The sequence below is a fragment of the Mycobacterium persicum genome (assembly GCF_002086675.1).
In the GTDB taxonomy this organism is placed as follows: Bacteria; Actinomycetota; Actinomycetes; order Mycobacteriales; family Mycobacteriaceae; genus Mycobacterium; species Mycobacterium persicum.
This window is the reverse complement of sequence record NZ_MVIF01000007.1, coordinates 30,113-43,828: the sequence shown is the minus strand read 5'-3', so window position 1 is coordinate 43,828 and position 13,716 is coordinate 30,113. Positions and strand designations below refer to the sequence as shown.

General features: G+C 66.3%; 12 protein-coding genes. 9 read left to right on the top strand and 3 right to left on the bottom strand.

The features are described from left to right. Window positions 1-7: 7 nt before the first annotated feature. The 5 genes from BST40_RS04105 (at window position 8) to BST40_RS04085 (ending at window position 4,140) form a co-directional block, all read left to right on the top strand. Window positions 8-862, top strand: coding sequence for a lysophospholipid acyltransferase family protein (locus BST40_RS04105; RefSeq protein WP_075549774.1), 855 nt, complete (start codon window positions 8-10; stop codon window positions 860-862). Beyond that, the gene (locus tag BST40_RS04100) at window positions 859-1,686 is read left to right on the top strand and encodes a Cof-type HAD-IIB family hydrolase (protein ID WP_075549775.1); all 828 of its coding nucleotides are present in this window, start codon (window positions 859-861) and stop codon (window positions 1,684-1,686) included. Before BST40_RS04105 ends, BST40_RS04100 begins: the two co-directional genes overlap by 4 nt. A 121-nt stretch (window positions 1,687-1,807) precedes the next feature. Further along, the gene (locus BST40_RS04095) at window positions 1,808-2,470 is read left to right on the top strand and encodes a hypothetical protein (RefSeq protein WP_240316539.1); all 663 of its coding nucleotides are present in this window, start codon (window positions 1,808-1,810) and stop codon (window positions 2,468-2,470) included. After that, window positions 2,467-3,633 (top strand): glutathionylspermidine synthase family protein, encoded by a 1,167-nt coding sequence (locus tag BST40_RS04090; protein ID WP_075549776.1) that lies wholly within the window; start codon window positions 2,467-2,469, stop codon window positions 3,631-3,633. Before BST40_RS04095 ends, BST40_RS04090 begins: the two co-directional genes overlap by 4 nt. Before the next feature lie 51 nt (window positions 3,634-3,684). Then, window positions 3,685-4,140, top strand: a complete 456-nt coding sequence (locus BST40_RS04085) for a DUF350 domain-containing protein (RefSeq protein WP_075549777.1) — start codon at window positions 3,685-3,687, stop codon at window positions 4,138-4,140. A gap of 31 nt (window positions 4,141-4,171) precedes the next feature. Here the strand turns inward: BST40_RS04085 and BST40_RS32435 are convergent, their stop codons facing one another. From BST40_RS32435 to BST40_RS04070, 3 genes are all read right to left on the bottom strand, one after another. Continuing rightward, window positions 4,172-6,118 (bottom strand): spermine/spermidine synthase domain-containing protein, encoded by a 1,947-nt coding sequence (locus tag BST40_RS32435; RefSeq protein ID WP_279629012.1) that lies wholly within the window; start codon window positions 6,116-6,118, stop codon window positions 4,172-4,174. Between the two features lie 22 nt (window positions 6,119-6,140). Next, window positions 6,141-7,781, bottom strand: a complete 1,641-nt coding sequence (locus BST40_RS04075) for an LGFP repeat-containing protein (protein ID WP_183154937.1) — start codon at window positions 7,779-7,781, stop codon at window positions 6,141-6,143. A 152-nt stretch (window positions 7,782-7,933) separates the two neighbouring features. Further along, window positions 7,934-8,875 (bottom strand): hypothetical protein, encoded by a 942-nt coding sequence (locus tag BST40_RS04070; protein WP_075549780.1) that lies wholly within the window; start codon window positions 8,873-8,875, stop codon window positions 7,934-7,936. 264 nt (window positions 8,876-9,139) lie between these two features. Here BST40_RS04070 and glf point away from each other — a divergent pair, with 264 nt between their 5' ends. The 4 genes from glf to BST40_RS04050 are packed head-to-tail and all read left to right on the top strand — an operon-like array spanning window position 9,140 to window position 13,689. Further along, complete coding sequence (gene glf, locus BST40_RS04065; protein WP_075549781.1) at window positions 9,140-10,339, top strand: UDP-galactopyranose mutase; 1,200 nt, start codon at window positions 9,140-9,142, stop codon at window positions 10,337-10,339. Beyond that, window positions 10,336-12,234, top strand: a complete 1,899-nt coding sequence (locus BST40_RS04060; protein WP_075549782.1) for a glycosyltransferase — start codon at window positions 10,336-10,338, stop codon at window positions 12,232-12,234. The genes glf and BST40_RS04060 overlap by 4 nt, the downstream gene beginning before the upstream one ends. Next, window positions 12,227-12,784, top strand: a complete 558-nt coding sequence (locus tag BST40_RS04055; protein ID WP_075549783.1) for a phosphatase PAP2 family protein — start codon at window positions 12,227-12,229, stop codon at window positions 12,782-12,784. The genes BST40_RS04060 and BST40_RS04055 overlap by 8 nt, the downstream gene beginning before the upstream one ends. Then, on the top strand, window positions 12,781-13,689 hold the full coding sequence (locus tag BST40_RS04050) for a decaprenyl-phosphate phosphoribosyltransferase (protein WP_075549784.1): 909 nt from the start codon (window positions 12,781-12,783) through the stop codon (window positions 13,687-13,689). The genes BST40_RS04055 and BST40_RS04050 overlap by 4 nt, the downstream gene beginning before the upstream one ends. Window positions 13,690-13,716: the final 27 nt, after the last annotated feature.

Here is a 13,716-nt window from a genome sequence, read left to right as displayed (position 1 = left end):
ATACGAAATGGCCGAGCCATTTTTCCGAATGATGGAGTTTCTTGTCCCATCGATTGTCGCGGCCAACGGAAACAAGATCACCTACTACGGCCTGGAGAACATTCCGGAGCGGGGCGGCGCCTTGATCGCCCTCAACCACACCAGCTACGTGGACTGGATTCCCGCGTCGATCGCCGCCAAGCACTGCCGGCGGCGGTTGCGGTTCATGATCAAGGCCGAAATGCAGGAGGTGAAGGCGGTCAACTACGTGATCAAGCATGCCCAGCTGATTCCCGTGGACCGCTCCGAGGGCGCCAATGCCTATGCGGTGGCGGTGCAGCGGCTGCGCGAGGGCGAACTGATCGGGTTGCATCCGGAGGCGACCATCAGCCGCAGTCTGGAACTGCGGGAGTTCAAGACCGGCGCGGCGCGGATGGCGTTGGAGGCGCAGGTGCCGATCGTTCCCATGATCGTCTGGGGTGCGCACCGGATTTGGCCCAAAGATCAACCCAAGGACTTGTTCCGCAACAAGATTCCGATCACCGTGGCAGTCGGACCGCCATTGCGTCCGCAGGGCGATGCGGTGACGCTAAACGCCACGTTGCGCCAGGCGATGGAATCGATGCTGTATCGCGTGCAGGAGCAGTATCCGCATCCGCCAGGGGAGTACTGGGTGCCCCGACGGCTCGGTGGCAGTGCGCCCAGCCCGGAGGAGTCGAAGGCCTACCGCATTGCTGAGTTGGCTGAGCGGGCGCGAAAGCGTGAGCAGGCCCGCATAGCATCGCAGAGTCGCAGCAGAATCGCCGAACTGGCCCAGCGCGCGCGCCGGCGCGGGCACCACGGAGTGACCTCGCCCAGTCGCAGCAAAGGCGTACCGCACTGACGACGCCGCCGAGCCCGCCGGCGCTCATCGCGTGCGACGTCGACGGCACCCTGCTCGACGACGACGAAACCGTGACCGCGCGCACCCGCGCGGCGGTGCGCGCCGCCGTCGCCGGCGGCGCGACGTTCATCCTGGCCACCGGCCGCCCACCGCGCTGGGTGCGGCCGGTGGTCGACGCACTCGGCTTCGCGCCGATGGCGGTGTGTGCCAATGGCGCGGTCATCTATGACCCCGCCACCGATCGGGTGGTATCGGCGCACACCCTGTCCGTGGATGCTCTGGCCGCTCTGGCCGAGATCGCCCGGCGGGTCATCCCCGGTTCCGGGTTGGCCGTCGAGCGCATCGGCGACCGTGCGCACGATACGGCGACCCCGCAGTTCGTCAGTTCACCGGGCTACGAGCATGCCTGGCTGAACCCGGACCACACCGAGGTGTCGATCGAAGATCTGCTCAGCGCGCCCGCGATCAAGCTGCTGATCCGCAAGACCGGCGCCACCAGCGCGGAGATGGCGGCCCGGCTGGCCAAACATCTCGGAACCGCAGGGGAAATCACCTATTCGACCAACAATGGGCTGGTCGAGGTCGTTCCGTTGGGCATCAGCAAGGCCACCGGTGTGGCAGAAATCGGCCGGCCCCTGGGGATCGCCGAGGCGGACGTGGTGGCTTTCGGGGACATGCCCAATGACGTGCCGATGCTGCTGCGGGCCGGGCTCGGGGTGGCGATGGGCAATGCCCACCCCGAGGCGCGCGCCGCGGCCAATGAGGTCACCGCTGCCAACACCGACGACGGCGTCGCGCGGGTGCTGGAGCGCTGGTGGTCCTGATCCGGACGGCGCCGCTGATGTGGGAGACTGCCCGCGTGCCGGCGTACCAGCCTGATGCTCGCCCCCTGGGCGGCAAGTGTGTCGCCTCGCCGGGCCCGTTACCCGGACCGGAGGAGAGCTAGTGGGGTCGGAACCAGACCCACCGGTTAGCAGCCGCCCCGACGACGACCAGGGCGGGCCCGCCGCGGCTGCCGAGCGGTCCGACGAGACGCAGCCGGTGCCGGATGCCGAATCAGCAGGAGACGCACCGGCCAAGCGCCGGGCCGGCGGCAGCATCCAGTATCAGGACCCCGAAACCGCGCGGCCGCGGCCCCCGACGCCGGCCGAGCTGCGGGCCCGACGGAAGTACGAGGACAAGCAGCGCGAGATCGAAGAGGCTCGGCGGGAGGCCGAGGCCAAGCGCGCCAAGCAGAAGCGTGTCCTAATGGGCGCCGCGGCCGGCGTCGGCGTGGTGGGTCTGGTGGCCGGCCTCGGGTACTGGTTGCTGACGCCCGAGCACGTCACCGCCCAATGCGTCCAGGACGACCCGAATGGTCAACCGGTGATCGTCCCCGACAGCTACTGCACCGGCCATACCGCGGGCCTCAACGGCTTCTTCTTCTACGGCGGACATCAGTACCGGTACTACTACGGCAGCTCCGGTAACGTCGGTCAACGCCCCAGCGGAGGCACCACGGTTGCGCCGAAGGGCGCCACGATCACCACCAAGTCCGGTACCACGATTTCGCGCGGCGGGCTCGGCGGCAGCGGCGGCAAGGGCGGCGGCGGGAGCAGCGGCTCGTGAAACGCGCCCGGACCCAGCCGCGTCCCAACTGGCGATCCATCGTCGAATCGCAAGGCCTGGTGTACGGCACGCCCGCGCGCGATGCGACCGGCGCCGACCGGCCGTACTGGGACGAATCGGTGTACTACGAGTTCGACATGGACGAGATCCTGGCGCTGGAAGCCGATGTCGAACTGCTGCACTCGATGTGCCTCAATGCCGTCGAGCAGGTGGTCCTGATGGAGCGGTACGCCGATTTCGGTCTGCCCGAGTGGAGTTGGCCGTTCATCGCCGAATCGTGGCGGCGTTCCGATCCACATGTCTACGGCCGCTTCGACTTGCGTTACGACGGTCGCCGGCCGGCGGTGCTGCTGGAATACAACGCCGACACCCCGACCACACTGCTGGAGGCCGCAATCCTGCAGTGGTATTGGCTCAAGGACAAATTCCCCGCCGACGACCAGTGGAACTCGTTGCACGAACAGCTCGTCGACCGCTGGAAGGCGGTCGCTGATCTGTTGCCCGGCAACGAACTTCACTTCACCTGGTCGGGTGTGGAAGCGACCGGCGAAGACCAGATCACCACGACGTACCTGCAGGAGACCGCGGCTGAAGCCGGTTTTCAGACCGTCGGCTTGATGATCGAGGACGTCGGCTGGGATGCCGCGCTGGAGCGATTCGTCGATCTGGAAGAGGCGCCGATCGAGGCCATCTTCAAACTGCACCCGTGGGAATGGGTGCTCGATGATCAGTTCGGCCAGCACGTGGTATCGAGCCTGCCGCAGACGATGTGGATCGAGCCGCTGTGGAAGGCGCTGTTGTCCAACAAGGCGATCCTTGCGGTGTTGTGGGAGATGTATCCCGGGCACCCGAACCTGTTGCCCGCCTACATCGACGACCCGCATGAACTCACCGAGTACGTCCGCAAACCCAAGCTGGGTCGCGAAGGCGCAAATATCACGATCGTCGGCGCCGGCATGGAGACCGCCACCGGCGGTGTCTACGGTGAAGAGGGCTTCGTCTACCAATTACTGGATCCGCTACCGGAATTCGACGATATGCGCCCCGCCTTGGGAGCGTGGATCGTCGGTGACTCGTCGGCGGGTATGGGTATCCGGGAGACCGCCGGACTGGTCACCGACGATGGCGCTGCGTTTGTCCCGCACCGGATTCCGCTGAAATAAACCGTTCCGCCAAGTGAACCTTCCGCCAAAATGAAACGGAGCTGATCTTCGATGACGACATCCATCGTGGCGCTGCATTCGGACTACTGGAGTTGGCTCGGTCGCGGGGTCGGCGCCGTCGTCTTGTACTCGATCCTGGGTCTGGTGCTGATGATCATCGGGTTCCACGCGATCGACTTCACCACCCCGGGACCGTTGCGCAAGATGGTGCGCGCGGGTAAGCCCAACGCCATCATTGTGGCCGCCGCCGGGATGGTGAGCATGGCGCTGATTGTGGTGCTGGCGATCTATTCGTCGTCGGGCAGGTTGGGCGAGGGGCTGCTGGCGTCGGCGACGTTCGGCATCGTGGGCATCGCCGCGCAGGTGGTGATGATGCGGATCGCGACCCTGGTCATCGGAATCGACATGGATACGTTGTTCCAGGCCGACGAATACAGCTTCGAGTGTCTTATCGTGGCGGCGGCGCAATTCGCGTTGGGCATAGTGGTTGCCGTGGCGATTCTTTGATGGGGCGTTTAGAGATTTAGACCGAACTCGGTCAGCGGAACTTGGGGTTGGAGAAAGTGCGCAGCGCATTGGGGGCAACGGTGCGCCCAGCGAGCGAGCTGGCATCGATGGTGCGTGGGCGGTAGAGCAATCTCGGCAATCGTTTCGCCATCAGAGCGACGGGATCAGGGTGAACAGGTCCGGACATTCCACACAAGAACGCCCATTCGTGCTCGTCACTGCCGAAATAAACCACGGTGTCAAAGGTTTCGTGAAAGCGTCGCCACGACCGGCGCAGTGACTCGTTGCGCCACAGTGTCGGGCAGCCGGCCTGGGACACGACGACTCGGCCGATTGCGCGGCATGGTCTGAGAAAGTCGACGTCGTACAACCGGTTGTGCTGGGCGAGCCCGGTGCGCTCGTCGGGCAGATCGACCACGACGACGTCGTAGCACTCGGTGCACCGCTCGACGAATTCCCTTCCGTCGCAGTAATGGACGGTGACCGGACCGAATCCTTGTTCAGCGCTGCGCAGTTCGTCCATCGAGTAGCCGTAGGGCAGATGCTCGGCGCAGAGCCGAACGGCATCTCGATCGATGTCGACGTGATCGACATGTGTCGCCCCGGCGGCTACCGCAAGCTGGCTCACCACACCTTCGCCGGAACCGATGACCAATATTCGGTCGATCTGCTCCGCCAACAGCAAGGCCGGCACCAGCAACGCCTCGTGATACACCAGCTGGCTGAACTCGGTGCTCTGCCGTTCGCCATCACTGAACAACGCCACGCCCTGGGCTGTCTTGCCAATCAGCAGTCGCTGGAATGGGGTACTTTCCTCACAGATGACCTGGTCCAGTTGCCAGCGTCGGCTCAGCCCCGGCGCCAGCGGCTCGATGATCTCCCGGCTCGGTGCGGCGACACCGGCTCCACCCACGAAATATGTTGGCAGCGACGCAAATCCGTTGAATCTCACCGCCGCGTAGCTCGCGGTGTAGGCCCCGGCATCGTCGATCTGTACGCCGTCGCCGGGACGCAGCGTCACCGGAAGCGGGTAGCTGCGGTAGAGCACGTCGTCGCCGTCGCAGGTGGGTCCGGCGAGCACCGCATCGGCGACCGGGTCGCCGTCCCGGTCGGTCCTCAGGCGATAACGGATGTACTCGTTTTCCGATTCCGCAAGACCCTGGTAGCGACCGATGTCGAGGTACACCCAACGGTGACCATCGGTACCGGTCCTTGCCGACACCACTTCGGCGCGTATGACACCCGCTGAACCCACGATCGCGCGGCCGGGTTCGATCACCAGCGTGGGATGACGGGGGCCGAAATGACGTTCCAGCGCCGACCTGATGGTGTCGGCAACGGCTCTTAGTGGTGGGGCACCGGTGGCATAGGCAAGGGGGAATCCGCCGCCGGCGTTGACCGTCGTGAGGCCGTCGAACTCTGCGAATATGTCCGCGGCACAACGTATCCCGAGCTCCCACGCGGCCGGGTCGAGCTGCTGGGAACCGACGTGGAAGCAGACGCCCTCGGGGTGCAAGCCCAGATGCCGGGCATGTACGAGCAGCCCGGCGGCCTCCTTGGGGGCACACCCGAACTTGTGGCCAAACGGCGTGACCGACGACGGAAAGGCCGGAGCGATACGGCATTCCACGCTGGCTTTGGGAGCATGCTCGGCGATCGCGGCCAAACCCTCAGCGGTGTCGAACGCGAACCGCCGCACCCCGCTGGCATACGCATGGCCGACCGCGGCCGGCTTCTTGATGGTGTTGCCGAACGCCAGCCGGCTACCGTCGATACCGGCCAATCGGCACGCGTCGATCTCGCCGGGCGAAGCAACATCAAATTCGGAGCCTTCGCCCGCGAGCAGGCGCAGAATCGGTTCGCTCGGGTTCGCCTTGACGGCATAGCGAATCGAAGCGCCGGGCAGCGCGGCTTGCAGCGCCGCGAAATTGTCCCGCACCCGAGCCAGGTCGATCGTCAGATACGGCGTCTCGGGCACGAGACGCAAGACTAACCGGACCTCAGTTCACTGGATGCGTTGGCAGCGAGAAGTGTTCGGGAGGGACCTCGGGGCCGCTCGGGGGCTGAGTCGACAGCGGCGTCGTGATTCCGTCGACAACCTCGGTGATATTGCCGGTGAGCCGTTCGAAGTTCAACACCCCATGCTGGAAGTTCTGCGTGATTCGCAGCGGTTCTTGGATCTCGGCGCTGGTCGGCAGGCCAAGCGGCCCGCGTTCGTAGCTCAGCGAAGCCCAGGCGTCGTAGATCGCGCCGGTGACCGGTTGCGCGCCGGTTTCGGGTGACCAGTACATCGCTCCCTTGGCGAAAGTTACGTACCGCGCCGCACCGGCCGCCTCGGCCTCGGGCGAGGTGGGTGCGCCCAGTACGCTGTTCATCCCCCCCAGCGCCTGCCAGCGTTCGTAGATCACACCGCCCTCCAGGGCCTTCAGCAACTCCTCGGGGGGATCGTTGAAATGTGCGGCGATGTCCCGGATTTCATCCATCAGGGCGTAGCCGGCATTGCCCGGGCAGTCGGTGTTGCCGACGTCGCGGTGGGTGAAGATGGCTGGCAACCGCGCTATCGCACCAGCCGGATAGGTTGTGTAGGAGCTGCCGGCCGACTCCAGCTCGACGGTGCCCTTGGGGTCGACGTCGTCCATGCCCAGCCGCCAGCCGAGCAGTCGCCCGACGGCGCGGAGTTGCAGCGGTGTCGGCGCGACGTCGTCGAAGTTGCCGATCATCGCCACACCCCAGGTGTCGCGGTTGAATCCGCCGGTGTGGAACGCCTCGACCGGTTTGGTGAGGCCACCGGCACTGCCCTCGAACACCTGGCCGTACTTGTCGACCAGCGCGTTGTAGGCGATGTCGCACCAGCCCAGCGTCTTGCTGTGATACGTGTAGATCGCCTTGACGATCCCGGCGGACTCCAGGGGCGAATAATCGTTGCTGCCGGCGGTGTGGTGAACCACCGCGGCGCGAACCGCCCGGTCGTATTGCGGGCTACCGCAGCGCAGCGATTCGTCGGCTCCCCATTCGGCACGGCTGATGATGGGCGGCGCTTGGCCGGGCATCGTGACCCCGGTCGGTGGTGTCCACTGCGTCCGGGCCGGCGCCCGCGGTGGCGAGATGAGGATCGCCGAGATGTTCTGCCCGAACGGCTGCTCCTTGGTGGCCGGACGATAACCCAGGCCGGCCGGGTTCGTTTCGGCGGCCACCGGCGGCTGGGTCACCGGCGCATCGACCGGTCGGGTGACCGCGACCTGGACGGTCGTGGTGGTGCCGACGAACACCGGATCGGTGCTGCGCGGCCCCTCACCGGGGTTCGCCGAACTCGAGCCCGGTGCGTCGGGCGCCGCGGTTTCATACTCGGCTTGGTACCACGGCCCCCACGACCCGTCGGGACGTTTGGCCCGCACCCGCGTCGAGGTACCAGTCAGGTCACCGGTCAATGCGACCAACGAGAACGGCGTGTCCTGAGTCAGTTCGCGAACCGTGACGCCGCCGCCGAGGCCGATCAGCGGTTGCTCGACGAGTTGGGTGTCCTGCGCCGGCGGTCGCTCATGGGCGCTGTGCGCAGGACGGTTCAGCACCCACGAGACGATGACCACCGTGGCGGCGACAGCGGTGACCAGCATTGTCGGGGCACGGCTGCGAGACGCCACCAGCCGATGTTACTTGTGTGCCTAATGTTTCTTATGAGGCGACACGGTACTTATGGGGAAAACCTGTCGACGACACCGCAGAGTGATGACGTGGCGACTCTGCGGTGTCGTCAGGTGGCAGGTCCCTAGGTCCTTTTCGAGGCTGCGGGGCTTCAGGCGACGGGCGTCGTCGGCGCTGCCGGTGGTGCCACCACCGGTGCGGCAGCCGCCGGCACCGCGGGCGGGACCACGGCGGGTGCACCGACGGCGGGCGCGCCAGCGGCCGGCGCCGCGGCGCCGCCGTTCTGGATGGCCTGCATGATGGACGGCATCAGCACGCCCTTCAGCAGGTCGATGGCCTGCCCGGCGCCCAGCTGATTGGCCGCCTGCATCACATCGTTGAGCAGCCCGCCGCCGCCGCTGCTGGCTGCGCCACCACCGGTGCCGATCGGGCTGGTCGCCGGCCCGTAGCCGGTTCCCGGCCCGTAGCCCAGCGATGGGTCTCCCAGGATCGGGTAGGTGCCGTCGGCCCCCGGGTCCAGACCGGCCGGTGTCGTGATGGGAATCTCGCTGGCGCCGCCGAGTGCCGGATCCAGCCCCGTCGGGCTGGTCAGGCCCGGCGTCGCTCCGGTGGGGCTGGTCAGCCCGGGATTCACCGCTGTCCCCGGCGTCGGTGGCGTCAACGTGGTACCAGGCAGGGCCAGCGATCCCGGCGTCGACGGCGTCAAACCCGTCGGGCTGGTCAGGCCCGGGCTGGTCAGCCCCGGACTGGTCAGGCCCGGACTGGTCAGGCCCGGACTGGTCAGCCCCGGACTGGTCAGCCCCGGGCTGGTCAGCCCCGGGCTGGTCAGGCCGGTGCCGGCGGCACTGCCGCCGGTCAGGCTTGGCACCGGCGGCAGGTTGATACCGAACTGCGAAAGCCCTTGCGACAGGGCCGACATCAGCTCACCGGGCAGATCGGCCACGCTTGCCGCCCGGACAAACTCGTGGTGCTCGGGCGGTTTGCTTCCCGCGGTCGATTCGTAAACGAGAAAGTATGCACAAGGACTCGCAACTGCCAGGGCCGCGACTGCGCTCATGGTGGTCGAGAGCTTGCGTCGGCGTCGATTCGGCACGGAAGTCTCCTCAATCTGGACTATTTGTCGCGTCGGCTCCCTCGCCGTCGTCGACGGAGGAAGCCCACAAGATCGATGGTACGAGTGAGGTTTGTGTGACTAGAGTGGCTATATCGAATCGTGAGGCAATCGCACCAAAGGTGCGATGTTGGGGCGGCGACGGATATGAGAACCTGCGCACTTGCCCAAAACCTGCGAGAACCCGCACTCGGGCGAGCCGCCAAGTCGGGTTTTGGCAGCGGGGTCGGATAACCTAGGCAACCGATGACCGCACGTTTCGACCTCTTCGTCGTCGGTTCCGGATTCTTCGGCCTGACGATCGCCGAGCGCGTGGCTACCCAACTCGGCAAGCGGGTCCTCGTTGTCGAGCGCCGCCCGCATATCGGCGGCAACGCCTATTCCGAACCGGAGCCGCAGACCGGGATCGAAGTTCACAAGTACGGCGCGCACCTGTTCCACACCTCCAATAAGAAGGTGTGGGACTACGTGCGGCAGTTCACCGACTTCACCGACTACCGGCATCGGGTGTTCGCGATGCACAACGGGCAGGCCTACCAGTTCCCGATGGGCCTGGGCCTGGTGTCGCAGTTCTTCGGCAGATACTTCACCCCGGCCGAAGCGCGCCGGTTGATCGCCGAACAGGCATCCGAAATCCATACCGCCGACGCGCAGAACCTCGAGGAGAAGGCCATCTCGTTGATCGGCCGGCCGCTCTACGAGGCGTTCGTCAAGGGCTACACCGCCAAGCAATGGCAGACCGACCCCGCGGAGTTACCGGCTGCCGTCATTAATCGACTGCCGGTGCGCTACACCTTCGACAACCGGTACTTCAGCGACACCTACGAGGGCCTGCCGGTCGACGGCTACACGGCGTGGCTACAGAACATGGCCGCCGACGACCGCGTCGAGGTCAGGTTGGACACCGACTGGTTCGACGTCCGCGACGCACTGCGCGCGGCCAGTCCGGATGCTCCGGTCGTCTACACCGGTCCGATCGACCGCTACTTCGATTACGCCGACGGCCGGTTGGGGTGGCGCACCTTGGATTTCGAGGTGGAAGTACTCGGCGACTGCGGTGATTTTCAAGGCACGCCGGTGATGAACTACAACGACCTCGACGTCCCGTACACCCGGATCCACGAGTTCCGTCACTTCCACCCCGAGCGCGAATACCCGACGGACAAGACGGTGATCATGCGCGAATACTCCCGGTTCGCCGAAGCCGACGACGAGCCCTACTATCCGATCAACACCGAGGCCGACCGCGCCCTGTTGGCCGCCTACCGTACCCGGGCGAAGTCCGAAACCGCGGCGGCGAAGGTCTTGTTCGGCGGTCGCTTGGGCACCTACCAATATCTGGATATGCATATGGCCATTGCCAGCGCTTTGAACATGTACGAAAACGTCGTTGCGCCGCACCTGCGCGACGGCGCTCCGCTTGTCGATCCGGGATCTCGCGCATGACCGCCGTGAGCCTGCTGTCCCGGATCATCCTGCCGCGACCGGGCGAACCGCTCGACGTGCGCAAGCTGTACCTCGAGGAGTCGACCACCAACTCGCGGCGCGCTCATGCGACCAGCCGCACCTCGCTGCAGATCGGCCCCGAGTCAGAGGTGTCGTTCGCCACGTATTTCAACGCGTTCCCGGCCAGCTATTGGCGACGCTGGTCGATCTGCACGTCCGTGGTGCTGCGCGTCGAGCTGGCCGGATCCGGGCGTGTCGACGTTTACCGGACCAAGGCCACCGGTGCCCGGATCTTCATTGAGGGCCGCGAATTCGCCGGCGGCGACGACACTCCGGAGACGCTGGAGATGGAGATCGGGCTGCAACCGTTCGAGGACGGTGGCTGGATCTGGTTCGACATCACCACCGACACCGCGGTCACCCTGCTCAACGGTGGCTGGTACGCGCCCATCGCCGCCCCGGGCACCGCCAACATCGCCGTCGGCATCCCCACCTTCAACCGCCCCGCGGATTGCGCCAACGCGCTGGCCGAACTCACTGCAGACCCGCTGGTGGACCAGGTGATCGGCGCGGTGATCGTGCCCGACCAGGGCACCCGCAAAGTTCGCGACCATCCGGACTTCCCCGCCGCGGCTGCCCGGCTGGGCAATCGGCTCTCCATTCACGACCAGCCCAACCTGGGTGGCTCCGGTGGCTACAGCCGGGTGATGTACGAGGCGCTGAAAAACACTGACTGCCAACAGATCCTGTTCATGGACGACGACATCCGCATCGAGCCGGACTCAATTCTGCGGGTGCTGGCGATGCACCGCTTCGCCAAGAGCCCGATGCTGGTCGGCGGGCAGATGCTCAACCTGCAGGAGCCGTCGCACCTGCACATCATGGGCGAAGTCGTCAATCGCTCGAACTTCATGTGGACCGCCGCGCCGCACGCCGAATACGACCACGACTTCGCCGAGTACCCGCTGGGCGACAAAGAGGAACTGAGCAAGCTGCTGCACCGGCGCATCGACGTCGACTACAACGGCTGGTGGACGTGCATGATCCCGCGGCAGGTGGCCGAGGAGCTGGGCCAGCCGCTGCCGTTGTTCATCAAATGGGACGACGCCGACTATGGTCTGCGCGCGGCCGAACACGGCTACCCCACGGTGACGCTGCCCGGAGCCGCGATCTGGCACATGGCCTGGAGCGACAAAGACGACGCGATCGACTGGCAGGCCTACTTCCATCTGCGCAACCGGTTGGTGGTCGCGGCGATGCACTGGAACGGCGACATCACCGGCCTGGTCCGTAGCCATCTCAAGGCGACGCTGAAACACCTTGCCTGCCTTGAATATTCGACGGTTGCGATCCAGAACAAGGCCATCGACGACTTCCTGGCCGGTCCCGAGCACATCTTCTCGATCCTGGAATCGGCGCTGCCGGAAATACACCGGATCCGCAAGGCCTATCCCGATGCGGTCGTGCTGCCCGCCGCCAGCGAGCTGCCGGCGCCGTTGCACAAGAACAAGGTGATGAAGCCGCCGGTGAACCCGGTCACCATTGGTTACCGGCTCGCCCGGGGCATCGTGCACAACCTCAAGGCCGCCGATCCGGCCCACCACGTGCGTCCCGAGTACAACGTGCCGACCCAGGACGCCCGCTGGTTCCGGTTGTGCACGGTCGACGGTGTTACGGTCACGACGGCCGACGGCTGCGGGGTGGTCTACCGTCAGCGCGATCGGGCCAAGATGGTCGCGCTGCTGTGGCAGTCGCTGCGCCGCCAGCGGCAGCTGGCCCGGCGCTTCGACGAGATGCGCAGGGTCTATCGCGCGGCGTTGCCCGTGCTGTCCAGCAAGCAGAAGTGGGAGACGGTGCTCTTCACGGCGGAAAACCAAGAGCACCGACATGCCTGAAGCCCGTCCGTTGGGGGCACCGGCGCACGGTGAAGCCGCTGCAATTGTGGCCGTTCAATCGGCGCTGGCCGACCGACCGGAATCGCTGACGGTGGCCCAGGGGCTTTCGCACTTCGGCGAACACAGCATCGGCTGGCTGGCGGTATCGGCGCTCGGAGCGGTTCTTTCCCCGCGGCGACGCCGGGATTGGCTGGTCGCCGGCGCCGGCGCCTTCGCCGCCCACGCGGCAGCGGTATTGGTCAAGCGGGTGGTCCGGCGCAAACGGCCGCACCATCCCGCCGTCGCGGTCAATGTCGGCACGCCCAGTCAGCTGAGTTTCCCGTCGGCGCACGCGACCTCCACCACGGCCGCGGCCATCCTGATGAGCAGGGCCACCGGCCTGCCGACCGGGCTGGGCGCGGCGGTGCTGGTGCCGCCGATGGCGCTGTCCCGAATACTGCTGGGGGTGCATTACCCCAGCGACGTCGCCGCCGGTGTGGCGCTCGGCGCCGCCGTCGCCGCCGTTGCGGTGCGACTCGACCTCCGACTAACCAGGGGTGTGTCGATATGAGCGAAGACCTGGTGACCGGACCTCCGGCCAACTTGGTTGTTGGTGTGGTCAAGGCGATGCGCCCGCGGCAATGGGTGAAAAACGTCCTGGTGCTGGCCGCGCCCCTGGCCGCGGCGGGCCGGGGCGTCCGATACGACTACGCCGAGGTGCTGACCAAGGTTTCGGTGGCGTTCGTGGTGTTCAGCCTGGCCGCCTCGGCGATCTACTTGATCAACGACGTGCGCGATGTGGAGGCTGATCGCGAGCACCCCACCAAGAGGTTCCGCCCGATCGCCGCCGGTGTGGTGCCCGAATGGCTGGCCTACACGGTGGCGGCGGTGCTGGGGGTGGCCTCGCTGGCCATTGCCTGGTGGCTTACCCCCAGCCTGGCCGTGGTGATGGCCGTCTACCTGGCCATGCAGCTGGGGTACTGCTACGGCCTCAAACACCAAGCGGTGATCGACATCTGCATCGTGTCGTCGGCATACCTGATCCGCGCCATCGCCGGCGGCGCGGCCGCCGACATCCCGCTGTCTCAGTGGTTCTTGCTGACGGCGGCGTTCGGGTCGCTGTTCATGGTGGCCGGCAAGCGCTACGCCGAACTGCAGCTGGCCGAGCGCACCGGCGCGGCGATCCGCAAGTCGCTGGAGAGCTATACCAGCACCTACCTTCGATTCGTCTGGACGCTCTCGGCCACCGCCGTGGTGGTGTCCTACGGGCTGTGGGCGTTCGAACGCGACCGGTACTCGGGCTCGTGGTATGCGGTGTCGATGGTCCCGTTCACCATCGCGATCCTGCGCTACGCCGTGGACGTCGACGGGGGGCTGGCCGGGGAGCCCGAAGACATCGCGCTGCGCGACCGGGTGTTGCAGTTGCTGGCGCTGGCGTGGATAGGAACAGTTGGGGCCGCTGTTGCCTTCGGCTAGTTCGAGATTCAAGGCCCTGCGGGCCAG